Here is a 25,445-nt window from a genome sequence, read left to right as displayed (position 1 = left end):
CAGCGGATGGTCGTTGGTGGCAGCGCCGGGGCAGTCCCGGTCAGCTGCCCCCGGCGGTGGTGAGACGGTCAGGGGGCGGGGAAGTAGGCGGCGAGCCAACGGTCCAGTTCGGCGAACACCTGCGCCCGGACAGCCTCGGACGAGAGAACGAGGTCATGGACACCGCCTTCGATGCGAATGATGGTGACGTGTCGGCCGAGACGCGGTGCGAGCGCGGCGATGTCGTCGGTGCGCAGGACCCCGTCGGTGTGCATCAGTGCGGGATCCCACCGGCTGGTGACGGTGGACGCCGTGGAGGCCATCATCAGGATCGGACAGCCGACGGAGAGCCCGCGTCGGACCGTGCGGTGTCCGCGCTGGATCGCCGCCAGCCAACCGGCATAGAGCGGAAAGCCTTCGGCCGGCTTCAATGTGAGGTCGAAATCCCAGCTACCGCGGTGCTTCCGGTGAAGGCTGTGGACGTAGTGCGGGTTGAGTGATGTCGGTAGCTTCCGGGTGGGAGTGGCCCGACCGAGGGCATCGAGTGCAGGTGCCCCGAGGGTGCGAACCACGGGCGAGGCCGGCATCGACAGGAACGGGCTGTTGAGGAACAGACCGTCGACCAGTCCACGCCCACCACGGCGGGACGCCCACAGCGCCGCCACCAACCCGCCGGTGGAGTGCCCGTTCATCAGCACCCGGGTGTGGCCGTCGACTTCCCGGATCACGCGGATCGCCTCGTCCAGTTCCTCGTCGTACGCGGTGAGGTCAGTGACGAAGTTGGGGGACTGGTGAGGTCGAAGCGATCGGCCGTACTTGCGCAGATCCAGGGCGTAGAAGGAATAGCCCGCGGCGGTGAAATGGTCGGCGAGGTGAGTCTGGAAGAAGTAGTCGGTGTAGCCGTGCAGGTACAGCACCGCCTGACGGGATCCCGGAACCAGCCTGCGGATCAACGTGGCACTTACTTCCCCTTCCTCGTCCGGGATCAGAGGGAGCTCCGCCGCTTCGTACGGGGCACCCAGGATGTCTTCGCGGAACTTCATGTCAGCCACACCCACTTCCTGCTCTGCTGCGCCGCCCCGGGGCCGTCCGGGGTGGTCCACCTCCGCGACCATACCGGTCGGTAGATCGCTCGGTTTGGGAAGACTGCCCTGGTCGGGCCTAAGCTGCCCGCATGGTTGTCCCTTCGTCGATCGTTCTCCGCCCCGTCGCATTCCGGAGGCCTGCCCGATGACCGGGCCGACCGCCGGCCGGCCCGACCCGCGCCCCGTGGAGCGCGAGGTGGCGCTCGGGACAGCCAAGTTGATGCCCGACATCGACGACGAGGGCGGTTGGCTGCTCACCCTCGACGGCACCCCGCAGTCGTATGTCGACCTCCAGGACCCCACACACCTCGAATTCGAGTACGTGCAGCGGATCGCCCACCTGCTGGACGTGGTTGCAGACTCGGGGGAGCCGCTCGACGTCCTGCACCTCGGCGGTGGTGCGCTCACCCTGCCTCGATACGTGGCTCGGACTCGGCCCGGCTCGCGGCAGCAAGTGGTCGAGGTCGATGGGCCGTTGACCGAGTTCATCGCGGAGCACCTCCCGTGGCCGTCCGGTATCGACGTGGTGGTCGGCGATGCGCGGTCGGCGCTCGAATCCGTGGCGCCGGGGACGTTCGACGTCGTGGTGGCGGACGTCTTCCGCGGCTCGCGGACGCCGGCGCACCTCACGAGCGTGGAGTTCGTCCGGCTGGCCGCGGCCACGCTCCGGCCCGGTGGGTACTACGCAGCGAACCTCGCAGATGGTCCCCCACTCGCATTCGCCAAGGCCCAGGCGGCGACCATTGCTGCCGTCTTCGCCCACGTCGGCCTGGTGGCCGAGCCCAGCGTGCTGCGCGGCCGACGGTACGGGAATGTTCTGCTGATCGGCTCCGACGAGCCGCTGCCCACGGGGGAGTTGAGTCGGCTGCTCGCCTCCGATCCCTTCCCCGCCCGACTGACGGAATCGCCGCAGCAGGCGTCCGAGCCGGTCACGGATGCGACCGCGGAGGATTCGCCGCCCCCACCCGCTGGGGCGTTTTCGTTGAGCTGAGCCGGACAGCGGCCCTCGCGGGTTGCTGTGCAAGAAGTCGTACTTGATGGCGCGCTCCATTCCCTGGAAGTCGGGACGGCGGGTCAGGAATTGGCCGGGGCGGGCATCGGCTGAACGGAACGCCGGACGGCGGCGGTGTGGGCGTGCCGTTCAGCCGACGGCAGACATGGCTGGCCAAGCGGACCGGATGCGGGTGAGCTGATCAGTCCGCGGAGAGAACGAGTCGGCGCGCTGTTTCGCGGTAGCCGAGCAGCTCGAAGGCGGCAATCATGGGGTGGTTGGTGAGGTCCGTGTCGGCACGGACGACGGATTCCCTGGCCTCGTCGGCGAGGACTCTGGTGACTTCGGCGAGGATCTCGGCCACGAAGCCCCGTCCGCGAAATTCGGGAAGGACCCCGAGATAGCCCACCACAGGCGCAGTGGAGTTGCGTGAGGGGATCCCGAAGCCGACCACCTGCCCGCTGGACGTTCGAGCTATTCGCCACCAGGAGCGCTCACCGAGCATGTCGTGGTGGTAGAAGGCGACATCGTTCCGGGCCTGTTCGTCCGGCCCGAGAAGCAGCGCCTCGTGTGTGGTGGCTGCGTCCAGGCTGCCGGGCAGGACGCGGCGGAAGAGATCGACGAACACCTCGTCGTCGGGCTCCGGTGTGAACACCAGTCGGTCCGACAGGGTGGGCACCGGTCGTTCCGCAGTCCACTCGAAGCGGAGACGCTCGATGGAACGGCGAAGGCCGGCCGCTTTCGCTGCCTCGCGGCGCCACTCCACTGCTGCGGCAGCCTCGGGCTGACGACGCCAGGTCGGCGGCAGAAACAGATGGTAGTCCGGCGGGACAGCGAGGCCGTCTGCAGCGAAGACCTGGTGGGCGGCCGCAAGGAGGGCGGCAGCAGCTGCGGTGCGAGAGTCACCGGACAGCGGGGACGGCTGCAAACCTTGCGCATCGACAGTGGTGAGATCCGATGGAGCGCCGGTGATGAACAGGGCGTCCAGGCTTCGGGGGTGGGCATCGCCGGGCATGCCCCACCAAACGGCGACCACCAACGGCATTCGCTCGGGCCTCGCCTCGGCAATCCAGATCCACTCCGGACGGTACTCGCCCTCGGCAAGCCGGGCGCGGACGACATCGGCGGAGACCATGGTGGACGGGTCGAGCTGGATGCAGGAGAGGACAGCGTCAAGCTCTTGGGAAACGATCGGACGGAAGATCACAGTGCCTCCGGGGCAGGGAAGGGTAGGAGGCGAGCCCGATCGTTGCGACGCGTGATGACCGTTGAAGTGGAGACGGATCAGGCGGTCGCGCGAGCCGGGTGCGCCGTGGGAGGGAGATGAGCTATCGGCACCACCACGGGGCCTCCTCTCGAAACCTGACAGTGTGCGTGCAGTGCCAGTTCGCCAATGGGTCAATGCCAGACCGTCGGTGGAGCTGATCCACCGTCAGTGCCCCGGATCCTAGAGAGACCGGCCGGTGGTCCGCAAATTATTTTCCGGAACTTCTTTCGGGAGTCCTGAGCGATCCCGGAAAACACCGGTCGGGGCGGCTGGCGGCGGCGCGAAGGCAGGATTTGTGGTCTGGTGCACCCGGCAAACGGGAAGGTTACGGTGAATTACTCGAAAGAGTGGTTCTGGAGATATTGGCGACTGGGGAGGTTGGCGTCGATCTGGCGAAGGTAGAAATGCCCATGGCGGTGTTGAATCCAAGAGGAGGTGTCGGTCGATGAGTGGGCGGTTTGGAAGGCCGGCGCTGGCAGGTAGCGGCTGCTAAGAGTGGTCGAGGTGTCCCGCCGTGGCACCGGGGGGCGGGTGCAGCCGCCGAGGGCGAAGCCGACTCCGGGTGCGGCGGATCGGATCTCCCCGCCGCGCAAGGGCGTCTCGGCTCGGTGGTCATCGGATCCGTCCGCGCGTCGGTGTCGAGGGTTCTGCAGACCGAGCCTGCGGGGCAGGTGGCGGCGGACTGAGTTTCATCCTGATAGGAGAAGAATTTAAATGTTGAATTGTTCGAAAAACCTCGCTACGGTCGGCCGCGCCGGTGGCCTCAGTGGTCGGCAGGGAAATTTCAGAAGAATTAGGAGGTGGCAGTGGTCGTGGAATTTGCCGCGGAGCCCGCATCCCGCAGGTCAGCCGCGCATGGGCTGAGCGCACCGACGGTGCGTCTGGCCGGGTCGATCCTGGTCGGGCTTGCCGCAGGTCTGGTGCTCCAGGCTTGGACGGTGGCGTTTCTGGGGCGCTTGGGTGGCGAGGCTCTCTACGTCCGCTCGGTCTACACGCCGATCGGGTATCTCGCGTTGGCCGTGACGGAGGCCCTGGTGGTCGCTGCACAGGTATCGGCAGGTCGTGCGGCAAGCAGCGGTCGACACCGGGAGGCGCTCAAGTCCGTTCCGACCTTCCTTGCCGCAGGCGGAAGCCTGTTACTGCTTCAGGCGGCAGTCGTGGCAGTGGCACCTGGTGCCGTACTGGCGGTCCTGGGGGTGGCATCGGACGAGCAGCGGCCGGTGATGGTGTTCATCGTGGCGACAGCAGTGAGCAGCGCTGTCGGCCTGATCCCCTACCTGGGCGCGGGAGTGCTGCGGGGTCTCGGGTTCACCGGAGCAGCTGCCTGGCTCGGCGTCACGTTCACCGTCCTTTCCATCGCGGGAATGACCGTGCTCCACTGGGCGACCGGGCTCGGGGTTCTGGCCGTCCCGATCGGGGGCCTGCCGGCCACAGTGCTCGTTGGGGCAGCCACCGCGATTGTGCTGAGGCGGAAGGGACTTGGGTGGCCGGTGCTTCGAGGGGATCGGCAGGCAGCCGGGGAGGTCTGGAAGCTCGGCGCGCCGGTTGCTGCCACGTTCCTGCTGCTCTCGGCGGCCACGCTCGGATATTTGACGGTACTTCAGTCCGCGGGGCCCACCGAAGTCGCCGGGTTCAGCCTCGGGCAGATGGCAAGTTCGTTGGTGATGGTGGTCGCTCTGGCGATCGGTTCGGGCGCGGCAATCGCCGTGACGTTGACGCCGGGTGAGAACCGACAGGGCATCAGCCTTGCCGGCCTGACCGCAACCCTGCGGCTGTCCCTCCCGCCGTACCTGGTGATCGGTGCAGGTGTCTTCCTGTTCCGGGGAGCGATAGCCGGGGCTCTGACGAGCGACCGGGCGACGGCTGCAGTGACAGCCGAGTACTTCGCCTGGACCGGGCCGACCCTGGCATTGTTCGGCGGAACGCTGGCGCTGCTGACCTACCTGGAACAGATCGGCCGGGCCGGCATGGCGTTCACGCTGAACACGGTGTACTTCGCGCTGATGGTAGCCGCAGCGTTCCTGATACCGGGGCAGGTGACAAGCGGTGATCTGGCAAGGTTGACCGCGGCCGGGAACCTGCTTGGGTTCGTCAGTCTGTGGTTCAGTGCGCGGTTCCTGATACGTCGCGGCTGAGGACGTTGACGGGCTCACCGAGCATCGGGTTCCGGGGCGGTACGGAGACGGAGAGCGGCATGGGTGGTCACATGGGTGAGACAGCGGGACGCATCATCTTCCTCAACGGCACGTCCAGTTCGGGGAAGTCGAGCATCGCGGATGAGTTGTTGGACATTCTCGACGACGACGTCTGGTTCCATCTCGGCGTCGACATGTTCAACGCCATGCGTACCAAGCGTGCGATGGAGCAGGCCAAGTTCGACGAAGCGCTGAAGCGAACCAGGATGGGATTTCACCGATCGATCGCTGCGATGGTGGAAGCCGGCAACAGCGTGATCGTCGACCACGTCCTGAGTGAACCATGGCGGCTTGCGGACTGCTTGGACGTGCTCAGTCCCTATCAGGTCCTGTTCGTCGGGGTCCGCTGCGACATACAGGAACTGACGCGACGTGAGACCGCGCGGGGTGACCGGCCATCCGGTCTGGCAGCCCAGCAGCACGACCTGGTGCACCGGCACGGCGACTACGACCTCGAATGCGACAGCGGGGCGTACTCGCCGCGTGAATGCGCGGAGCAGATCAAAGCGTCTCTTCCGAACCAGTCGGGCTCGACCGCCTTTGAGCGTCTCCGGGCAGGCGCAGGACGATAGCACCCGCGATCCGGGACAGGCGGTGAAGGGGCAGTGCGACCTTAGGCTGAGCCAGGGTCGGTAGTGGTGGTTGGTCAAGAAGGGGAGTGCCAGGGTGGCGGACAAAGACAGCAGGTCTGGGCAGGTTCGGGTGGCGGCGGCGCAGTTCGAGTGTGTGCCGGGAGATGTGGAAGCGAACGTCGGACGGATCACGGCGCTGGCGCGGCAGGCGCGGGAGGCCGGTGCGGCCGTGGTGTTCGGGCCGGAGCTGTGCCTCACCGGATATGAGCTGGCGATGATCGCTGCGGATCGGCGGCTGTGGACGGAGTCGGACGATGCGCGACTCGATCCGGTGCGCGGCCTCGGCATAGCCGTGGTGGTCAACGGCGTTGCCGCGGGGCCCGAGGATCAGCCGCAGATCGTCAGCACCGTGTACGGGCCGGACGGAGCTCTGGTGACGACGTACGCGAAGGAGCATCTGTACGAGAACGAGCAAGAGGTGTTCACAGCAGGCAGCGGCGGTGGCAGGTTCTGGCTGGACGGGGTCGGATACTCACTCGCCACGTGCTTCGACAACCACTTTCCCGAAGTGGTTGAGCGAAATGCGGCGCTGGGGTGCCAGGTGCATCTCGCCAGTTCGCTGTACGGCACCGGAGGCGGGCGGGAAGAGCGGCGGACAGTGCATCCATCGATCGCGAAGACGACCGGCATGCACGTGATGTTGGCCAACCACGTCGGCGTCGCCGGACCGTGGACGGGCTGCGGCGGCAGTGCTGCCTGGGCGCCGGACGGGACGTTGGTGGCAGAGGCGGACGAGACCGGGCCGAAGCTGCTGGTGGCCGACCTGGAGGTGGAGATGAGCAAGTGAGGACGGGCGGAGGGCCGGCACAGGACGCTGAGCGTCAGCGGTAGTCGTCGTCGGGCACCCGGTCGGCCAGGTCGTCAAGGACGGTGAAGCGGACTGCTTCGCGCAGCGGCTCGTCGGGGGCTGCGTCGTCGAACTCGGCCTCGGCGTCCTCATCCGGGTAGACCAGGTGCACGGCGGCCTCCTCGGCGCTGGCCGCCCCGCCGTCGGGGCCCACGTCGGAGCCTGCGGTGTCGATTCCGTCCTCGACCAGGCGCCCGGCGCGCGGGGACGGACCGGCGGACCAGCGGTCGTCGACCTCCTCGGGGTCTTCGTCGGGCTCCTCCTCGGACAGCAACTGCTCCAGGGACTCCCCGCGTGCGGCCTCTCCAGGCGTCGTGCCGTACGCGATCGAGCCGTGGTACGAGTCGGCAGGCACGACTCCCGTGTCCAACGGGTCGTCGTCGAGCCGGTCCGTGAGCAGGGAGTCGGCCGGTTCGAGAACGCCGTCGTCCTCGGCGGGTTCCGGGTCCTGGGCGTCCCAGTCGGTCATGGCAGCACCTGTCCTCGTCACTCGGGGTGAGCTTCCACCCAGCCTCTTCATGCTCGCCAGGGAGTTACCGGGCTCGCAACACGGCGCGGTGGCGGTGTCCCGAGAGGGCAGCCGCAGACTGCCTGACAGCTGGGTGTTGCCGACATGTGCGGTCGGTGACGCACGGTGTCGTGCGGTGACCGGCCCGGCTGTGAGGATGCTGGAGGCCGGAAGCGTCGGTGGACGGAGCGGTTGGTCTGCGAGGGATGTGCCGAGGTGGCCGGTGGACCGGGTCGAGGCGGCGGAAGGTGGCGGGCGGAGCCGGCCGGGCCGGTGATGCAGCAAGGGATGATGAGCAGCGCGGACGAAACGCGCGCTGGCCGGTCGGTGAGGTCGCCGAAGTGAACGGGGTCGGACCGGATGGACGGAGGAGGTGTGCAGTGGTGAGGGTCGGCGGAGTGCCAGGGTTTGTCGGGCGGCGGCATGAGCTCGCGCGGCTGGTCGGGGCATTGCGGGCGGCGCCTTCAGTGGTGCTGGTGGAGGGCGAGGCCGGTACCGGGAAGTCCGCGTTGGTGCGGCAGGCGCTGACGGAGGTCGGCCTGGCACCGGAGCGAGTGCTGACCGGGTACTGCCACCCGCTCGCCGAACCGGTGCCGTACGGGCCCGTGCTCGATGCGTTGCGTCGCAGCGGCCCATTGCTGGCAGAGGTGTCGCCGCTGCCGCCGAGCACGGGCGCGCTTCGGCCGTGGCTGCCGGATCTCGGGGCGTGGCTCCCGCAGGAGGTAGCGGGCGGGGACGAACGGTACCGACTGGTGCAGGGCGTGCGGGCGCTGCTCGGTGTGCTGGGCGGAGTGGTGCTGCTGATCGAGGACGCACAGTGGGCGGACCGGGCGAGTCGGGACCTGTTGTTGCTGCTGGCACGGGATCCGCTGCCGGGTCTGTCCTTGGTGGTGACCTACCGGGCGGAGGAGACGGAGGCGGGTGTGCCGGTGCTGGGAGCGGTCTACCGCTGCCCACCGGGGGTGGCCGGTGGGGTGGTCCGGCTCGGGCCCTTGGGAGAGACAGCGGTGCGGGAGCTGGTCGCCAAGGAGTGGGGCACCGACGTGGCCCCCGAGCTGGCGGCAGTGCTGAGTGAACGGTCCGGTGGCCTACCGGTGGCCGTCGTGGAGGATCTGGCGGCTCTGCGCGCCAGCGGCCCGCACCCGGAGCCGGTTTCGGCACTGGCCACCGCCGAACTGCCGCGGGGCCTGCGGGACACGGTCGTCGAACGGCTGGCCGGGCTCGGACCGGACGCGCTCGTAGTGGCGGAGACGGTTGCGGTGCTGGACGAGCCGGCCGGTGAGGAGACGATCGGCGAGGTGGCGCAGCTGTCGGCCGAACGGGTGGCGGCGGGCCTGGTCGAGGCGCTGCGAGCGGGAGTACTGGCCGAGTCGACTGCGGCCCGGTACGGATTCCGCGGCGAACCTGCCCGGCGGGTGGCGTACCGGCGCATTCCGGGGCCGTTGCGGTCGGCGCTGCACCGGCGCGCCATCGCGGTGCTGGACGGTCGCGAGCCGCGGCCGCTCGCCCGGATCGCCGAGCACACCCGGGCCCTCGGCGATCGTGAGGCCTGGCAGCGGGTGGCCGAAGCGGCGGCGGAGCAGGCGGCCGAACAAGGTGACCCGGGGGCTGCGGGTCTGCTGCTGCGTGAACTGCTCGCGGAGGCCGAGCTGGCCCCTGAGCGGCGGGTGCGGGCCGCCCGGGCGCTGTCGGCGATCGCCGCGAACGCCGCCGACGACACCGCCAGCACTGCGGCGCTGGCCGGAATCGTCGCCGACCCGCGCCTGCCGATCGCCGACCGGGGCGAGATCCGGCTGACGCTCGGCCTGCGGATGGCGGTGCAGGGCGGCGACCGAGCGGGGTTCGCGCAGATCGAGCGGGCCGCCGACGAACTCGCCGAGCGTCCCGCCAGGGCGGCGCGGGCATTGGTGGCGCTGGCGATGAACGAACGCGACGGCGCCGGAGCCGCCGCCCGGGACCGCATGGCGCATGCCGCCGCCGCGCTGGAGGTCGAGCCGGACGAGGAGGTCACCGCCGCCTACCGGGCCACCCTGCTGACCTTCCAGGCCCGCGAGGGTGACCCCGAACTGTGGCCCGAACTGGACCGGCTGCCCCGCGACTCCACCAACCCCGAGGTGGTCCGGCAGACCACCCGCGCGCTGTACAACGTCGGCGACATCGCCCTCGACACCGGGCACGACCAGCGGGCAGGTCGGTTGCTCGCCGAGAGCCGAGCATTGGCCCGGCAGGCGGCGATCGCCTACGTGGAGTGCTACAGCCGGATCGCCCTGCTGCGCCTGGACGGGTTGGCCGGGCGCTGGCAGGGGCTCGAAGAGCGGTTCGCCGCCCTGGGGACGGAGTTCCCGGACGTCGCGATGGCAGGCGCCGAACGAGCCATGCTGCTGGGCCGGCTGGCTGCTGCACGCGGGCGGCTGTCGGTGGCCAGGGCCGAGTTCACCAGCGCGGCCAGGTACGGCGAGCGGGAGTCGCAGGTCACCGCCGCCATTCGTGCAGCCGCCGGTCTCGGTGCGCTCGAACTGGCCGAGCGCGGTGGGGCGGAGGCTGCCGTGGTGGTGGCGCCCGCCGTGGCGATCATGCGTCAGGCGGGGGCCTGGGCGCGCAGCGCGGAGCTGTTGCCGCTGGCGGTCGAGACCGCGCGAGCGGTCGGCGACATCGATGCCGCCCGACACCTCACGGAGGAGGCGGCGGAGGCACTGGTGGGCATCGATGCACCGGCCGCGCACGCGGGGCTCGAACTGGCCCGGGGCTACCTGCTGGACGGCCTCGGCGGCGCGGAGGACGGCGGCGCGGCCGAGGCCTTCCGGCGGGCGCGGGACGCCTGGCGGGCGATCGGCCGCCCGTACGAGGCCGCCCGCGCGGAGGAGCGGCTGGCCCGGGTGCTGGCCGAACACGATGCGCAGGCCGCGGCCGAGCGGCTGGCCGCCGCGGAAGCGACGTTCACGACACTCGGGGCCGCGTCCGATGCGGCGCGCTGCCAGCACGTTCGGCGCGACCTCGGCCTCGGGCGGATGGCGTCGCCGGGCCGACGGGGCTACGGCGAGGCGCTGTCGCCACGCGAGCGGCAGGTCGCGGAGCTGGTCGGACAAGGGGCCAGCAACCAGGACATCGCGCAGGCGCTGTTCCTGTCCCCGCGTACGGTCGAGCACCACGTGGCGAGTGTGCTGCGGAAGCTCGGGGTGGGACGGAAGGACGTCGCCGAGGCCTTGGCCGCGAGGTGACGGCTGGTGAGCCGACGATCGTGGGTGGCGAGTCGGCGGCTCCGGGCGGCGGATCGGGGACGCGGCAGGGCTGAGGGACGCTCAGGTTCGAGGCTGATGGGGCAGACGGGCGAGGTAGGAGAGGGTGGCGCGGCGGGTCTGGCGTTCGACGGTGCCGCGCCGGGGGCAGCGCGGGGCGGGGGGCTCGGTGAGGGCGGTGAAGTGCTCGCTGGCGTAGAGGCGGAAGCGTTCGCGGCGGGTCATCCGGATCTCCTGACTGGGGGTGGGGAGAGCGGTTACCAGCTTTGCGGTGCGGCCGTGGGCTGATCAATGCGTAGGGGATACCCATCCCGGACGACGAAGGGTACGTAGTCGTGGGGTGGGCTTGGCAGGGAGGAGGGTTCAGCGGATGACGTGCGGGAGGAAGCGCGCGCCCTGGTGGGTGATGGGGCTGTCGTCGGTCTCGCGAATGCCGAGGCCGGCGGATTCGCCGTCGACCACCCAGGCGCCGAGGACGGGGCGGTTGCCGTCGAAGTCGGGGAGGGGGTGGTACTGCTGGTAGCAGTGGCCTTCCGCGCCGTAGCGGTCGGGATCGCCGGCCCAGTCGGCGAGCCGGGTCTGGGTGCCGTCCGGTTCGACGATGCGGATGCCGGCGCCTTCGCGGCCCAGCAGTGGCTTGGCGGCGTAGCCGGGGCCGTCGGGGTCCGCGAGTTCGCGCGGGCCGTCGAGGTAGGCGGGCAGCAGGTTGGGGTGGCCGGGGTTGAGTTCCCACAGAACGGCCAGCAGCGCCTTGTTGGACAGCAGCATCTTCCACGCGGGTTCGATCCACAGGGTGGAGCCGGTGCCGCCGCCGAGGTCGACGACGTCGAGGAGCTGGTCGGCGAACTCGTCCTCGACGAGCCACTCCCACGGGTAGAGCTTGAACGCGGAGCGGATGAAGCGGTGTTCGAGGTCGACGAAGCGGCCGGTCAGGCCGTCCCAGCCGATGTCCTCCATGGCGATGCCGACGGTCTGCAGGCCGGCTTGTTCGGCACACTCCTGGAGGTAGAGGGTGGTCAGCCAGTCCTCGCCCTCGGTGTCGCCGCGCGAGTGCGCGAAGTGCACGGGCCCGGGCGGGAGCAGGTGCTTCTGGCGCTGCCACGAAGCGATCAGGCGTTCGTGGAGGGAGTTCCACTGGTCGGCATCGGGGAAGCGGTCCTCCAGCCAGAACCACTGCGGCCCGGCGGCCTCGATCAGCGAGGTGGGGGTGTCGGCGTTGTACTCGAACAGCTTGGCGGGGCCGGTGCCGTCGTAGGCGAGGTCGAACCGGCCGTACACGCTGGGCTGTTCGTCGCGGCGGCGCCATGATTCGGCGACGACTGCGGCGAGCCGGGGGTCGGCGATGCCGAAATCGGCGAAGCGGCCGGTGCGCACCACGTGGTCGGCGGCGGCGAGGGAGAGTTCGTGGAGCTCCTCGACGACCTCCTCCAGGGCTTCGATCTCGGGCAGGGAGAACTCGTAGTAGGCGCTCTCGTCCCAGTAGGGGTGCGGGCCGCCCTGGTTGCAGGGGTCGGAGCACATCGCGTACACGAGGCCCTGGGATTCGACGGTGGCCAGCCAGTCGGGGCGCGGGGTGATGGTGTGACGGCGCATCAGAGGTCAGCCGCCGCCCGAGCCGCTGCTGCTGCCCTTGGGACAGCCGAATCCGCCGCGCTTGGTGGCGGCCTTGTCGAAGGTGCCGCCGTTGACGGTGTCGGTGCCGTACCCGCAGTAGTACCAGCGGCCCGCACCGGAGCCGCCGGCCGAGCAGGAGTGACTGTCCAGCACCTTCAGCGTGGTCGGGTCGACGCACCGGCTGGGCGGGGTACTGGAGGAGGAGCAGCCGGAGAGGGTGAGGGCGAGCGTGCCGACCATCCCCAGCGTGACGACGCCCGACCGGCGGCGAGCGCCGGGTATTGGTCGGTCCGAGGCGGCAGCGGCGGGCGGAGGCGGTGTCATGGCGGATCATCGTACGCGGAAGATGTAATGGTCGGTCCATTGCGGTCGGAAACTGATGGCCGCCCAGAACCATGGGTTATCTTTTGCCGATCCTTGACCATGGTGCGGCCCGGTGCGGCTGCCCGATCCCGGGGGAGCCCCGCTGATGAACGAGATAGTCCACGGCCTGGGCGCGGCCACTGTGTACGGCTTGGTCGGCCTGGTCCTCCTGCTGCTCGGCTACCTGCTGATCGACGTGCTGACCCCGGGCAAACTCGGCCGACTGATCTGGGCCGAGGGCAACCGCAACGCCGCCCTGCTGCTCAGTTCGGCGCTGCTCGGCGTCGGCGGCATCGTGTACACCGCGATCCGCACCACCTACGACGACTTCGGCAAGGGCCTGGTCTCCACGGCGGCGTTCGGCGTCCTCGGACTGCTGCTGATGGCACTCGCGTTCTGGCTGCTGGACCTGCTCACCCCGGGGCGACTGGGCGCGATCCTGGTCTCGAACGAGCCGCACCCCGCGGTGTGGGTGTCGGCCAGCTGCAACCTGGCCGCCGCGGCGATCGTCGCGGCCTCGATCGCCTGACGGCCGGTCGTCCGAGCCGCACCCCTCGGCCACCTGCGCAGGACGGTCGGCCGCCTGAGCCGGACGGGCCGCGGCCCACCCCCGAGGCGTTGACGCGCAGTCACCGGCGGCCGCCCGGCAGGAGTTCGGCGAGCAGCGGGGCCACCTGCTCGGTCTCCAGCAGGAAGCCGTCGTGGCCGTACCGCGAGGAGATCACCCGCAGGGCGTCGGCGTGCGGCAGGTGCGCGGCGAGTTCGGCCTGCTGGGCGGGCGGGTAGAGCCGGTCCGAGTCGACGGCCGCGACCAGCGCGGGCGCGGACACCCGGCGCAGGGCGGCAGCCGTCCCGCCCCGGCCGCGGCCGAGGTCGTGAGCGTTCATCGCCTCGTTGAGGACCACGTAGCTGCCCGCGTCGAAGCGGTGCGCGAGCTTCGACGCGTGGTGGTCGAGGTAGGACTCGACGGCGAACCGTCCGCCGCGCCACGGGTGTTCGCCGGCCTGCGGGGTGCGGCCGAAGCGGGTGGCGAGCTCGGATTCGCTGCGGTAGGTGATCTGGGCGAGCCGGCGGGCCAGGCCGAGGCCGTGGTGCGGCCCGCCGCCGGGTGGCAGGTGGTGGTAGTTGCCGCCGTGCCAACCGGGATCGGTACGGATCGCGTGCAACTGGGCGGAGGCGTGCGCGATCTGTTCGGCGGAGGCCGCCGCCGTGGTGGCCAGCACCAGCAGCGCACCCACCCGGTGAGGGTGCGTCACCGCCCATTCCAGCGCCCGCATCCCGCCCATCGATCCGCCGGCCACCAGCGCCCAGCGCGTCATGCCGAGCGCGTCGGCGAGGAGCGCCTCGGCGGCGACCTGGTCGCGCTGGGTCAGGAACGGGAAGCGCCCGCCCCAGCTCCGCCCGTCGGGCGCGGCGGAGGCGGGGCCCGTGGAGCCCTGGCAGCCGCCCAGTACGTTCGGCGCCACCACGAACCAGCGGTCGGTGTCCAAGGCGCGCCCGGGGCCGACCAGTTCGTCCCACCAGCCCGCCGTGGGATGCCCGGCCCCGGCAGGCCCGGCGAGGTGGCTGTCGCCGGTCAACGCGTGCAGCACCAGGACGGCGTTGGAGCCGTCCGGCGCGAGCGACCCCCAGGTCTCGTACGCCAGTCGGCCGCCGGGCAGGGTGCCGCCCGCCTCCAGATCGAGCGGCCCGGGCAGCGTGAACCAGCGTCGTCGGCCGGCCGGGTCGCCGTCCCGCCAGGCCCCGGTGGCGGGCGGGACGGCGATGCCCAAGGTGCTGTTCAGGACGCGCCCTTCGCCGAGCGGAAGCCCGCCTCCAGGTCCGCCTTCAGATCGGCGACGCTCTCCAGTCCGACCGACAGGCGCACCAGGCCGGGCGCGGTGCCGGTGGCCGCCAACTGCTCGGCGTTCAGCTGGCTGTGCGTGGTGGACGCAGGGTGGATCACCAGGCTGCGCACGTCCCCGATGTTGGCGAGGTGGCTGAACAGCTCCAGCCCGTCCACGAACCGTCGCCCGGCCTCGACGCCGTCGCGCAGTTCGAAGGAGAGCACCGCGCCCGCGCCGCGCGGCAGGTAGTGCTGCGCGGCGGTGTGCCAGCGGCTGGACGGCAGTCCCGGGTAGTGGACGGCCGCGACCTCGTCGCGCGCCTGGAGCCAGCGGGCCAGCTCCAGCGCGTTGGCGGTGTGCCGCTCCAGCCGGAGTGACAGCGTCTCGATGCCCTGCAGCAGCAGGAACGCCGAGTGCGGGGCGAGCGCCGGGCCGAGGTCGCGCAGCAGCTGCACCCGGAGCTTGGCCGCGAACGCGCCCGGCCCGAGGGCGTCCCAGAAGCGCAGGCCGTGGTAGCTCGGGTCGGGCTCGTTGAACCCGGGGAAGCGATCGGGGTGGGCACCGAAGTCGAAGGTGCCGCCGTCCACCACCACGCCCCCGATGGTGGTGCCGTGTCCGCCGAGGAACTTCGTCGCCGAGTGCACGACCACGTCGGCGCCGTGCTCGATCGGCCGCAGCAGGAACGGCGTCGGCACGGTGTTGTCGACGATCAGCGGCACCCCGGCGGCGTGCGCGACATCGGCGACGGCGCGCACGTCCAGCACGTTGCCGCGTGGGTTGCCCAGCGACTCCGCGAACAGTGCCTTGGTGTTGGGACGGATCGCCGCCCGCCAGGCCTCCACGTCGTCGGGGTCCTCGACGAAGCTCACCTCGATGCCGAACCGGGGCAGGGTGTGCCGCAGCAGGTTGTAGGTGCCGCCGTACAGCGAGGCCGAGGAGACCAGGTGGTCGCCCGCCCCGGCCACGGTCAACAGCGCCAGCGTCTCGGCGGCCTGCCCGGAGGCCAGAGCGACCGCGGCCACACCGCCTTCCAAGGAGGCCAGCCGCTGTTCCAGCACGTCGGTGGTCGGGTTGTGGATCCGGGTGTAGATGTTGCCCGGCTCGGCGAGGGCGAACAGGTCGGCGGCGTGTGCGGTGTCCCGGAACGCGAACGAGGTGGTCTGGTAGATCGGCACCGCCCGGGCCCCGGTCGCGGGGTCGGGCTGCGCGCCCGCATGGATCTGCCGGGTCTCGAACGACCAGCCGGGGGTGGCGACGGGGCTCTGCTCGGACATGCTGCTCCTGTACGCGTGCGGGGAGGGCGGGCCGGCTGCGCGGGCAGGGCGAAGCCGTCGCGGAAGGCGAATTGACAGACCGTGGGAAATGAGCGGAGGCGGCGGAGGAAGGCCGCCGGGACGGTCACGGCGTCAGGTAAGCACAGCGCGGAAACGGCGCGCCAGCGGATCGCCGGAGCGGACACGCGGGGACATGTGGCGACACATCGCGGAGACCTGCCGGGTCATCATCCGACAGTCGGGCCATATGACTTCCGACCTTTGACTTCAGGCGGCCGGTGCCGTGGCGGGGATGCCCAGCAGGTCGAGGAAGGCGGCAGTGGCCGGTGTCAGGCCCGAGCGGCTCCACACCACCGTCTCGATCCGGGTCGGCGCGTCCGTGACCTCCACGGCGGCGACGCCCGTCAACCGGTCGACGTACGCGGCGGGCAGCATCGCCACGGCCAGACCGGGGCCCACCAGCCGAGGCATGTACGCGGCGTCGGTGACCTCGAACGCCACGTCACGGACCAGGCCGGCCGCGCTGAACGCCAGATCGGTCTGAGCGCGGCCGGCCGTGCCCGCCGGCAGGTCGACGAACGGCTCGGCTGCCAGCTCGTGCAAGGTCACCCGACTGCGGGCGGCCAGCGGATGGTCCGGAGCCACGACGGCGACCAGGCGGCCGCGAGCCAGTTCACGGGCCGTCACCCCCTGCGGGCGCATGGTCGGGGGCAGGCCGAGGAAGGCCACGTCCAGCGTGCCCTGGCGGACCTGGTCGACCAGGTCGTCGCTGGCGCCGACCCGCAGACCGATCCGCACCTGCGGGTGGCGGCCGCGGAACGCGTGCAGTCCGGTCGGGATGTCCACGGCCGTGACGGTGGGGATCAGGCCCACGGCGAGCCGCCCGCGCACCTCGCCGACCGCAGCCGCGACCTCGGCGGCCGCCCGCTCCGCCGCCTCCAGGCACTGTCGGGCGGCCGGCAGGAAGGCCTCGCCGGCGGCGGTCAGTCGCACTCGGCGGCTGGTGCGTTCGAACAGCCGGGCGCCCAGCTCCTGTTCGAGGCGGGAGATCTGATGGCTGAGCGCCGACTGCACCACCAGGCAGCGCTCCGCGGCGCGGGTGAAGTTGAGCGTCTCGGCGACCGCGACGACGTAGCGCACCTGCTGGAGCTCCATGCGCCCATCCTGTATCGATCGTCGAACGAGATCAATGCGTTGACAAACATGTGTTGGACTCATCGATCGGGTGAACGCGAGACTTTCCGGCATGACAGCGACCGGCACCACCCCGTCCGTCGACCCGCTCACCACCCGTGCGCCGTCCGGCAGTTCGGGCCGTGGCCGCGGGACCCTGCCACGCACCGCGCTGACCGCGATCGCCCCCGCGGTGTGGGGCACCACCTACGTGGTCACCACCGAACTGCTGCCCCCGGGGCACCCGATGTTCGCCGCCCTGCTGCGCGCCCTGCCCGCCGGCCTGATCGCCCTGGCCGTCACCCGGACGCTGCCGCGCGGAAGTTGGTGGGGGAAGGCCGCCGTCCTCGGCGTGCTGAACATCGGACTGTTCCTGCCGCTGCTGTTCACCGCCGCCGAACGCCTGCCCGGCGGAGTCGCCGGAACCCTCGCGGCCGCCCAGCCGATGATTGTCGCCGTGCTGGCCGTGGTCGTGCTGCGCCAACGCCTCTCCGGCCGAAGGCTGCTGTGGGGCCTGGTCGGCGTACTCGGCACCGGACTGGTGGTGATCGGCCCGAGCGCGGCCCTGGACGCCGTCGGCGTGGCGGCCGGACTCGGCAGCGCCGCCACCATGGCGTTCGGCATCACCCTCACCAAGCGCTGGGGCCGCCCCGAAGGCGTCTCCCCGCTCGCGCTCACCGGATGGCAACTCACCTCCGGCGGCCTGTTCCTGCTGCCGCTGACCTTCCTGTTCGAAGGCGCCCCGCCGGCCGTCGACGGGCGAGCCGCACTCGGCTACCTGTGGCTCGGCCTGATCGGCGGACTGCTCACCTACGCGCTGTGGTTCCGGGGCATCACCAGCCTTCCGGTCACCAACGTCGCGGTGCTCGGACTGCTCTCTCCGCTGGTGGCCGCCCTCCTCGGTGCGATGGTGCTCGACCAGACCCTCGGCCCGGTCCAACTGGTGGGCTTCGCTCTCGCGCTGGCCTCGATCGTCGCCGGACAGTTGCCCGATCGCCGCCCCGCCCCCGCTCGGAGCTGATCGGCGATCAGGCGCCGGGGCCTCGGCCCCGACGGTCAGACCCGGCGGATCACGTTGATCGAGATGGCGTCGACCTTCATGACCTTCACCACATCACCGGCCTTGGGTGAGTGCACCACCATGCCGTTGCCGATGTACATGGCGACGTGGCTCCGGTCGGCCTTGTAGATCACCAGGTCACCGGGCTGGGCGTTGTGCCAGTCCGTGCCGACGTTGGCGCCGACCGTGGCCTGCTCCTGCGAGGTGCGCGGCAGCGAGACGCCGGCCTTCGCGTAGGCCCACACCATCAGGCCCGAGCAGTCGAAGGTGTTCGGGCCGGTCGCGCCCGAGACGTAGTCCGAGCCCTGCTTGTCGAGTGCGGCGTTCACCGCGACCATGGCCGCGCCGGTGGTCTTCGGCAGGGTGGTCGGGTCGACTCGGGAGGCACCGCGCGAGGCCGACCCGTCGGTGCCCCGCACGATCGCGGTCCGGTCGGCGGCGGACAGCGTGTTCAGCAGCTGCTGCGCCTCCTGGAGCTTGGACTGCGCCGTGCCCTTGGCGTCGTTGAGCGCCCGGGTCTGGCCGTCCAGCTCGGCGAGGACGGTCGCGGCCTCCTGCTTCTGCTGGTTCAGCCGGAGCTGCTGGGCCTCCAACGCTTTCAGGGTCGCGGTCTGGGTGCTGGCCGCCTGGTCGAAGGACGAGGCCTGGTCCAGGTACCTGTCCGGGTCGGACGAGAGCATCAGGCGTACGGACGGGTCGATGCCGCCCTGGCGGTACTGGTCGGCGGCCACCGCGGCCAGCCCGGAGGCCAGCTCGGTCAACTGCTCCTGGCCGCGGGCCAGCTGGTCCTGCAGCTGGTCGGCCTGCTTGCGCAGCTGGTCGGCCTTCTCCTCGGCGCCGTTGTACTTCTCGGTGGCCTGCTCCTGCTCCTCCAGCAGCTTGTCGACCTGCGCCTTGACCTCGTTCTTGTTCGGCTGGGCCGGCGCAGCGTGCGCGCTGACCTGCGCCGTCAGCGCCACCGCGGTGGCAGCGGCACCGGTCAGGACGTAGGCGCGGGCGCGGCTCGCTTGTTTCGGGCGTCGATGGGAAGCCATGGGCTCCTGCTTTCTGCTCCGGTCGGATGCTTCTGCTTGCGTGATCATCCGACAATGAGTTTGAGGCCAGACCGTAATCAGGTCAGGGCCCCCGCGTCCACTTGCGCAGGTCCGTGAACCGGTTCGGCCGGCACCGACATTGAGCCTTTTCAGCGGTGAAGCTCCAGGGTGAGGACTGCCTTGGCTGCTGACGTCAGCCAGTTCGGGCTGCAACGTGCGTGGCGGAAGATTCGCCAGCGCTTGACGGTGGCGACGCCGCGTTCGACGGGGTGACGGAGCCGGGCGTGGGCCCGGTTCAGCGACCGCTGCCCAGTGGTCAGCTCCTTGCGGGCGGGGCGTCTGGTCGGCACGGCGAACGTTCCGCCGGCGCCTGTGTACGCCATGTCGGCCAGGGCCGGGATACGTAGCCGGACGCAGGTCCTGACGATGCGGTGGGTGCGGGCGGCGGTGAGGTCGTGGGTACGGCCGGGCAGGGCGCGGGAGATCCACACGAGTTTGCCTGTCGGGCTGGTGATGACCTGGTGGTTGACGCCGTGGCGGCGGTGCTTTCCGGAGTAGTCGGCCCGGCCGTCGCCGACGCGGTCGCACTCGGCGAGGGTTCCGTCGACCAGGACGTACTCCGGATCGGCCTCGCGCAGGGCCCGGGTCAGGCCGGGCGCCTTCCGGGCGAGCAGGTCGGTGACCTGGTGGACGTAGGCATGGGCGGTGCCGACGCTGATCCGGAAGCCGGCGGCGATCTGGGCGAGGGTGTCGTGCTTGCGCAGGTAGACCAGCGCGACCAGAGCCCGCTGCGAGGGCCGGAGCTTGCAGGGGCGGTCACCCTCGCGGGTGACGATGAGCATCGTGACCCACTCGACGAGCGCGTGCGGCAGATCCAGTGCGGCAGGATAGGTGACCAACGAGGCTCCCTGGCTGGTTGCTTGAGACGTGAGACATCTCGCTCAACCGCCCGGAAGCCTCGTTCGTTCTGCCCCCGTCCCGAGCACCCGGCCGTCACCCGATCGGTGCCCGCCTTGAAAAGGCTCATTGACTACCTTTCAGTAGGAAAAGCCCTGTCGGCGTGGCTCGCTAGCGTGTTCGCATGACCGACGCCCTCCATGATCTGCACCAGCTCCGGCCCCACGCCGACCTGTCTGCGGTCGCCGCACTGCTGCCCGCCGGACACCTGGTGAAGCCGGACGACAACGACCCGGACTCCGCCCCGGTGCTCTGGATGAGCGACGGACCGGCGCCCCTCGGGCTGTGGGAGAGACTGCACCGCGAGCATCCCGACAGCGGACTGTGGCCGCTGCTGCTCGCCCCGCTCTCCGCCGCCGACGCCGACTTCCGCCCCTGGGGCACCGGCGAACTCCAGCCGCGCAGCGCCGGCGAACCCGACCTGTACGATCCCGCCGCACTGCTGCGCACCGGATGGGAGTACTCCACCACGCTCTACGGTGATCCCGACAGCGCGGACGAGATCGACCCGGAGGATAGCGCCGAACTCGCCGAGAGCATCGCCCCGTTCACCGACGGCTGGCCCGGAACGGCACCCGCTGCCGAACAGCCCAGCGACCCCGATCGGGCCGCCCGCGCGCTGGCCCGCGAACTGCTCGCCAGCAACGCCCAGTTGCGGATAGGCCTGGTCCCCGCCGCCACCGGCGCCGAGGCGCTGACCGCCTGCGGCTGGACCGGGCCCGTCAACCACGAGGACGACATCGCCAAGGTCTCCGCCGTCCTGCTCGACTGGGAACGCCGCTACGGCACCCGGCTGGTCCAGGTCGGCTTCGCGGACCTGGAGTTGAGCGTCGGCGCGCCGCCCGAGGACGACGACCTGGCGCTCCGGATCGCCGCCGAGCACCTCGCGTTCTGCCCCGACAACATCTTCCAGGGCGCCGGCACGATCGCCGACTACGCGCCCGGCCTGGTCAACGCCGAGCAGTGGTCCTTCTGGTGGGACTGACCGGGGCGCGGTCGTGCGGTGGGGCCGATCGCCCCAGATGAAGTGACGGAACGTCAACTCCGGTCGAACCAGATCCACCTGTGCGGGCGGAGAATCGCCCACCGACTCACCCCGCCGGGTGGTTTGGGGCCCTGACCAGCAGGTTTGGTCAGGAGCCACCCCTAGGCTTCGGGACATCCGGAACGGCCGAAGCCGAACGGCCATCGGCGGCCGTTGGGCCACCGGAGCGAAAGGGGGTACGGACCTATGACGCACACCGCACGAGCGGAAGCGGACTCCATGCTGCGCCGCACCCTCGGCGAGCGGCGCATCGCCCTGGTCGCCTGGCGGCTGCTCGTCCTGCAGAACGCGCACCCCGCCGTCGGCGCCGGAGTCGACCAACTGTCCACCTACCGAAGCCACCCCTGGCGGCGTATCGAACACACCATGGACAGCGGCAGGCGTCTGTTCTTCTCCGACCAGGAGGCGCTGAGCCGCGAGATCGCGCGCCTGGAACGCAGCCATCGCCGGATCGTCGGGGTCGACAACAGAGGCCGCCCCTACACGGCCCTCGACCCCGCCGTCCGGGTCTGGGTGCTGGTCACCCTGTACGAGGCCATGACGGCGCTGCGGGCCCTCTCCGGCCATCCGTTGAGCCCGGCCGAACTGAACCAGCTCTACCGGGAGTTCAGGGAGGTCTGCACCGCCTTCCGGCTCCCCGACGAGCTGTTCCCGCCCACCGCCGCCGACGTGCCCGGCTACCTCAGCGACACTATCCGGGAGACCCTCGAACTCACCGAAGCCGCCCAGGACATGCTGTACACCGTCCTCACCCGCGCCCCCGCCCCACGCCGCCTCGGCCGGCTCCGACCCGCCTGGCCCCTGCTGCGCCGACTCGTCGCCCGCTTCCTCACCGCGCTCACCCTGGCCGACCTGCCCGCCGAGTTCAGTGCCAAGTGCGGCCTGCCACGCAGTCGCAGCGCCGCCGCACTCTCCTGGACGGTCCACCGCGGCGCCCGCCTGATTGTCGAGCGGCTGCCCGACCGGCTCCGCTACCGCACCGCGCCCAGCGGCGAGCAGTCCCGGCCGATCACCGCCGAACCACCCAGGCCGCCGCGCACACCACGGCGGGACGACCGGTCGGCCCGGATCGCCGCCTTCTACCACCAAGTGATGGACCAGACCGGCGACGGCCGCCTCACCGCAGCTGACTTCCAGGCCATGGCGCACAACGTCTGCTGGCCGCTGGAGCGCGACGAGGAGACCGAGGCCACCGTCTACAGCGCCTTCGACACCTGGTGGCGGCACCTGCTGTCCACCATGGACGCCAATGGCGACGGGGAGATCTCCTGCGAGGAGTTCGTCACGGCGATGCTGGCCGGGATCGACCGCGATCCCGACTACCTGGAGCAGGGCCTGCACATCGCGGTCCGCGCCATGTTCCACGCCGCCGACGTCGACCACAGCGGCCAGCTGTGCGCCGACGAGTACCGCACCCTGTTCGGAGGCTCCCGCGTCCACCCGGCGGAACTCACCCACGGGTTCCGCCAACTGGACACCGACGGGGACGGGCAGATCACCGAGGAGGAGTTCGTCCGGGGCTTCACCGAGTTCTTCACCGCCCGCACCGTCGGCGTGGCCGGCACCCAACTCCTCGGTCGACCATGACCGCCGCCCGGCGCCCGGACGTTCGGCGCGCGGACGTCCGGGGCGGCCCACAGAGAGTGAAGGGCAGGAGGTCGGTCACAGGAGGCTGAGCATGGGCATCAGGAGAAGCGGCACGGGCCGCCCCCGAGGAGGGCCAGCCACGGGGAACGTGTGGGTGTGGTGGTCAGAGTGCAGTGGTGGGACGGGTGCGCAGCAGGGCGCGTCCGGGGAGGGCGGTTGCGGCCAGGCAGAGCAGGGTGGCCGCGCCGCCCAGCAGGAGGGCGGAGGTGAGCGGGACGTGTGGGGTGGCGGAAGTGAGCGCGCGGGTGATCGGAGTGAGCGTCGTCCAGGCGATCGCGGCACCCGTCACCAGGCCGATCGCAGCGATCAGCAGCGCCTCCCAGCGCAGCATCGAACGGACCTGACGGCGAGTGGAGCCGGCCAGCCGCAGCAGGGCGATCTCGCGGCGGCGGTCCAGCACCGTCATCACCAGGGTGTTGGCGGCGGTCAGCGCCGCGAACCCGGCCAGCACGCCCGCCATCACCCTGTTCGCCCAGCCGTTCAGCTCGCGATCCTGATCGGCCTGTGCCGCGTAGTCCTGACGGCCTGTCACCGACAGGCCCGCCGGGGCGAGCCCGGGCAGGGCCTTCGCGACAGCGGTGCCGCTCGTGCCTGGGGCCTGGGCGACCAGCAGGCGGGTCGAGTACGGCGAATCGGCGTGCGCGACGACCGCCGCCTTCGGCAGCAGGGCCTGTCCGAAACCGAGTCCACGGCGGTAGGTCGCGACCACCGTCGGCTCGACGCGGGTGCCGTCGCCGAGCCAGAGCGCGGCCCGCTGACCGACCTTCACGTGCAGGCTCTCGGCCAGCAGGTCGTCCAGCGCGATCGTGTCGACGGCACGGGCCAGGTCGGCCGGCGAACCGGATGTCACGCCCAGATCCAGTACCTTCGCCAGTGCGGCCGGATCGCCGTCCACCGCCTGGGCGCTGGCCGCGCTGAGCGCGCCGGACGACGAGTACACCAGACCGGTGGGCAGCAGACCGATCGCGGCCTCCACCCCCGGCAGCCCGGTGGCGCGCCCCACGATGTCGGCGGGCAGTCCGGTGGCGGCTTCGGCGGTGACCACCCGGTCCGCCTTCAGTCCCTCGCGGACCTGCACGGAGGCGGCGTGATCGAGGCTGGACTGCAGGAACAGCAGCGTCCCGCAGAAGGCCGTCACCATCACGATCGGGACGGCCGCCGAAGCCAGCCGACGCGAGGAGGAACGGGCGTTGTCGGCGGCCAGCGAGGCCGAGGCTCCGGCGGCGCGCAGCAGCACACCCACCAGACCGACCGCACCGCGCACCAGCCACGGGCCGAGCAGTCCGACCGCGACCAGGAAGCACAGCACCACGCCCAGGGCCAGGTTCGCGGCCGTGGCACCCGCCACGTTGGCCGCGGCCACCGCCAGCGCGACCGCGCCAGCGGTGAACAGCGCACCGATCACCGCCCGCACCGCGCCCGGCGTACCGGGCCCGGTCTCGGCCTCGCCGAGTGCCTGGGTCGGCCGCAACCGGGAGCTGTGCCGGGCCGCGATCAGACCGGCCGCCAATGCCGTTGCCGTGCAGGCGGCGACCGAGACGAGCAGCGGCAGCGGGCCGGTGTCGAGCGACACCCCGGCGGGCACCGCACCGCGGGTGACCAGTTCGCCGAACCACCAGCGGGCCAGTGCCAGCCCGGGCAGCACGCCGATCGCGGCGGCGACCGGGGCGATCAGCACCGCCTCCGCGGCGATCGAGCGACGGATCTGACGGGGCGTCGCCCCGATGGTTCGCAGCAGCGCGAACTCGCGGGCCCGCTGGCCGGTGGCCAGTGCGATGGTGCCGGCCAGCACGAACACGGCGACCGTGGCGGCCGTCCCGCCGAAGGACCCGCCGATCCCGGTCAGGACGTCCTTCGCCTCGAGCAGTGCCGGCTGCTCCACCGTGCCGCGCTGCTGACCGGTCGTTACCTGCACCTGTTCGGCCTGCACCTGTTCGGTCTGCATCTGTTCGGGCTGGGCTTTTCCGTCCAGCGCGCGGCGGAGGGCGTCGGCCAACGCGGCCGGAGAGGTGCCCGGCGCGGGGCGGACGGCCAGCGCGTCGATCCGGCCCGGGTGGCCGGAGATGCGGTCGGCGGTGCCGTCCGAGAACCAGGCGGTGGCGCGGCCGGGCTGCGCCTCGGCGAGGCCGGAGACCCGGTAGGAGGCGGTGCCGACGGGAGTGTCGACGGTGAGGTCCGAGCCGGGGGCGAGGTGGGCGGCGCGGGCGCTGGCGGCGTCCAGTACCAGCTCGCCGTCGGCCGGGGCGCGCCCCTCGGTGAGCCGCTCGCCCGGGGCGATGCCCAGTGCGGCCCAGCCACGTCCGGTCAGCCCGGTGAGCCCGGGCAGGCCGGATCGCCCGACGGACACCGGGAACGCCGAGTCCGGCCGGGCCTGCTCGACACCCGGTACGGCGGCCACGGCGGCCGTCAACGAGGCGTCCAGCCGGGCCCGTTCGGGGAGCGTCTGAGTGATGGTGTCGGGCCGCTTGCCGTGAACGACCGTCATCTTCACCTGCTGGTCGGCGGCGACCACGATCGGCGCATCCGCGTACCGGTCGGGCCTGACGGTCGCGGTGAGCCCGGTCTGCAACAGCACGCCGCACGCCGTCACGACGGCCGAGGCGAACAGCAGCGCCAGGAAGGTGCCCGCGAACGACGCGGGCCGGAAGCGCACGGCGGCGCGGGCCAGTCCGTTGGTCATGCGGTCGACTCCGGGAAACAGGAACGGGCGGG

At 71.2% G+C, this 25,445-nt stretch carries 21 protein-coding genes; 9 read left to right on the top strand and 12 right to left on the bottom strand.

Going from position 1 to position 25,445, the window contains the following annotated elements:
- Positions 1 to 68 precede the first annotated feature (68 nt).
- The gene (locus tag ACI1MP_RS01450) at positions 69 to 1,022 is read right to left on the bottom strand and encodes an alpha/beta hydrolase (RefSeq protein ID WP_404870750.1); all 954 of its coding nucleotides are present in this window, start codon (positions 1,020 to 1,022) and stop codon (positions 69 to 71) included.
- Between the two features lie 187 nt (positions 1,023 to 1,209).
- Here ACI1MP_RS01450 and ACI1MP_RS01445 point away from each other — a divergent pair, with 187 nt between their 5' ends.
- Complete coding sequence (locus tag ACI1MP_RS01445) at positions 1,210 to 2,055, top strand: spermidine synthase (protein WP_404867452.1); 846 nt, start codon at positions 1,210 to 1,212, stop codon at positions 2,053 to 2,055.
- Between the two features lie 202 nt (positions 2,056 to 2,257).
- Here the strand turns inward: ACI1MP_RS01445 and ACI1MP_RS01440 are convergent, their stop codons facing one another.
- Positions 2,258 to 3,262: a GNAT family N-acetyltransferase gene (locus ACI1MP_RS01440; RefSeq protein ID WP_404867451.1), complete on the bottom strand. Its 1,005-nt coding sequence runs from the start codon at positions 3,260 to 3,262 to the stop codon at positions 2,258 to 2,260.
- An 860-nt stretch (positions 3,263 to 4,122) separates the two neighbouring features.
- On the opposite strand from ACI1MP_RS01440, the gene ACI1MP_RS01435 reads away from it, so the two are divergent.
- From ACI1MP_RS01435 to ACI1MP_RS01425, 3 genes are all read left to right on the top strand, one after another.
- Positions 4,123 to 5,457 (top strand): MATE family efflux transporter, encoded by a 1,335-nt coding sequence (locus ACI1MP_RS01435; protein WP_404867450.1) that lies wholly within the window; start codon positions 4,123 to 4,125, stop codon positions 5,455 to 5,457.
- Between the two features lie 59 nt (positions 5,458 to 5,516).
- Positions 5,517 to 6,089 carry a chloramphenicol phosphotransferase CPT family protein gene (locus ACI1MP_RS01430; protein ID WP_404867449.1) on the top strand — a complete coding sequence of 191 codons (573 nt, stop codon included), beginning with the start codon at positions 5,517 to 5,519 and terminating at the stop codon, positions 6,087 to 6,089.
- A gap of 94 nt (positions 6,090 to 6,183) precedes the next feature.
- Positions 6,184 to 6,936, top strand: coding sequence for a carbon-nitrogen hydrolase family protein (locus ACI1MP_RS01425; RefSeq protein WP_404867448.1), 753 nt, complete (start codon positions 6,184 to 6,186; stop codon positions 6,934 to 6,936).
- A 34-nt stretch (positions 6,937 to 6,970) separates the two neighbouring features.
- Here the strand turns inward: ACI1MP_RS01425 and ACI1MP_RS01420 are convergent, their stop codons facing one another.
- Complete coding sequence (locus ACI1MP_RS01420) at positions 6,971 to 7,465, bottom strand: DUF5709 domain-containing protein (protein ID WP_404867447.1); 495 nt, start codon at positions 7,463 to 7,465, stop codon at positions 6,971 to 6,973.
- 380 nt (positions 7,466 to 7,845) lie between these two features.
- Here ACI1MP_RS01420 and ACI1MP_RS01415 point away from each other — a divergent pair, with 380 nt between their 5' ends.
- Positions 7,846 to 10,722 (top strand): AAA family ATPase, encoded by a 2,877-nt coding sequence (locus ACI1MP_RS01415; RefSeq protein WP_404867446.1) that lies wholly within the window; start codon positions 7,846 to 7,848, stop codon positions 10,720 to 10,722.
- Between the two features lie 81 nt (positions 10,723 to 10,803).
- Here the strand turns inward: ACI1MP_RS01415 and ACI1MP_RS01410 are convergent, their stop codons facing one another.
- From ACI1MP_RS01410 to ACI1MP_RS01400, 3 genes are all read right to left on the bottom strand, one after another.
- A complete protein-coding gene (locus tag ACI1MP_RS01410) occupies positions 10,804 to 10,965 on the bottom strand; it encodes a hypothetical protein (RefSeq protein ID WP_157815345.1) in 162 nt (53 codons plus the stop codon).
- A 138-nt stretch (positions 10,966 to 11,103) separates the two neighbouring features.
- Positions 11,104 to 12,333, bottom strand: a complete 1,230-nt coding sequence (locus ACI1MP_RS01405) for a glutathionylspermidine synthase family protein (RefSeq protein WP_380330921.1) — start codon at positions 12,331 to 12,333, stop codon at positions 11,104 to 11,106.
- Positions 12,334 to 12,339: 6 nt separating this feature from the next.
- Positions 12,340 to 12,678, bottom strand: coding sequence for a hypothetical protein (locus ACI1MP_RS01400; protein WP_380330918.1), 339 nt, complete (start codon positions 12,676 to 12,678; stop codon positions 12,340 to 12,342).
- Positions 12,679 to 12,823: 145 nt separating this feature from the next.
- On the opposite strand from ACI1MP_RS01400, the gene ACI1MP_RS01395 reads away from it, so the two are divergent.
- Positions 12,824 to 13,246 carry a DUF350 domain-containing protein gene (locus tag ACI1MP_RS01395; RefSeq protein ID WP_100584238.1) on the top strand — a complete coding sequence of 141 codons (423 nt, stop codon included), beginning with the start codon at positions 12,824 to 12,826 and terminating at the stop codon, positions 13,244 to 13,246.
- A gap of 100 nt (positions 13,247 to 13,346) precedes the next feature.
- On the opposite strand, the gene ACI1MP_RS01390 is transcribed toward ACI1MP_RS01395, so the two are convergent.
- From ACI1MP_RS01390 to ACI1MP_RS01380, 3 genes are all read right to left on the bottom strand, one after another.
- Entirely contained in the window at positions 13,347 to 14,489 is a 1,143-nt protein-coding gene (locus tag ACI1MP_RS01390; protein WP_404867445.1) for a homoserine O-acetyltransferase, read from the bottom strand.
- 8 nt (positions 14,490 to 14,497) lie between these two features.
- On the bottom strand, positions 14,498 to 15,817 hold the full coding sequence (locus tag ACI1MP_RS01385) for a bifunctional o-acetylhomoserine/o-acetylserine sulfhydrylase (protein ID WP_404867444.1): 1,320 nt from the start codon (positions 15,815 to 15,817) through the stop codon (positions 14,498 to 14,500).
- Between the two features lie 267 nt (positions 15,818 to 16,084).
- Positions 16,085 to 16,972, bottom strand: coding sequence for a LysR family transcriptional regulator (locus tag ACI1MP_RS01380; protein ID WP_404867443.1), 888 nt, complete (start codon positions 16,970 to 16,972; stop codon positions 16,085 to 16,087).
- Positions 16,973 to 17,063: 91 nt separating this feature from the next.
- On the opposite strand from ACI1MP_RS01380, the gene ACI1MP_RS01375 reads away from it, so the two are divergent.
- Positions 17,064 to 18,011, top strand: a complete 948-nt coding sequence (locus ACI1MP_RS01375) for an EamA family transporter (RefSeq protein ID WP_404867442.1) — start codon at positions 17,064 to 17,066, stop codon at positions 18,009 to 18,011.
- 35 nt (positions 18,012 to 18,046) lie between these two features.
- Here ACI1MP_RS01375 and ACI1MP_RS01370 read toward each other — a convergent pair whose 3' ends face one another.
- Together ACI1MP_RS01370 and ACI1MP_RS01365 are read right to left on the bottom strand one after the other, a co-directional pair.
- Complete coding sequence (locus tag ACI1MP_RS01370; RefSeq protein WP_404867441.1) at positions 18,047 to 19,084, bottom strand: NlpC/P60 family protein; 1,038 nt, start codon at positions 19,082 to 19,084, stop codon at positions 18,047 to 18,049.
- A gap of 149 nt (positions 19,085 to 19,233) precedes the next feature.
- Positions 19,234 to 19,983, bottom strand: coding sequence for a transposase family protein (locus ACI1MP_RS01365; RefSeq protein ID WP_404867440.1), 750 nt, complete (start codon positions 19,981 to 19,983; stop codon positions 19,234 to 19,236).
- 182 nt (positions 19,984 to 20,165) lie between these two features.
- Here ACI1MP_RS01365 and ACI1MP_RS01360 point away from each other — a divergent pair, with 182 nt between their 5' ends.
- The gene (locus tag ACI1MP_RS01360) at positions 20,166 to 21,026 is read left to right on the top strand and encodes a DUF4253 domain-containing protein (protein WP_404867439.1); all 861 of its coding nucleotides are present in this window, start codon (positions 20,166 to 20,168) and stop codon (positions 21,024 to 21,026) included.
- Between the two features lie 246 nt (positions 21,027 to 21,272).
- Positions 21,273 to 22,673, top strand: a complete 1,401-nt coding sequence (locus ACI1MP_RS01355) for an oxygenase MpaB family protein (protein WP_404867438.1) — start codon at positions 21,273 to 21,275, stop codon at positions 22,671 to 22,673.
- Between the two features lie 163 nt (positions 22,674 to 22,836).
- On the opposite strand, the gene ACI1MP_RS01350 is transcribed toward ACI1MP_RS01355, so the two are convergent.
- The gene (locus ACI1MP_RS01350) at positions 22,837 to 25,413 is read right to left on the bottom strand and encodes an FtsX-like permease family protein (RefSeq protein ID WP_404867437.1); all 2,577 of its coding nucleotides are present in this window, start codon (positions 25,411 to 25,413) and stop codon (positions 22,837 to 22,839) included.
- Between the last annotated feature and the right edge of the window lie 32 nt (positions 25,414 to 25,445).

This window comes from Kitasatospora griseola (assembly GCF_044999035.1).
GTDB classification, from domain to species: Bacteria; Actinomycetota; Actinomycetes; order Streptomycetales; family Streptomycetaceae; genus Kitasatospora; species Kitasatospora griseola.
Note: the sequence above shows the minus strand (reverse complement) of the source record. Positions and strands in the feature narration are given on the sequence as shown.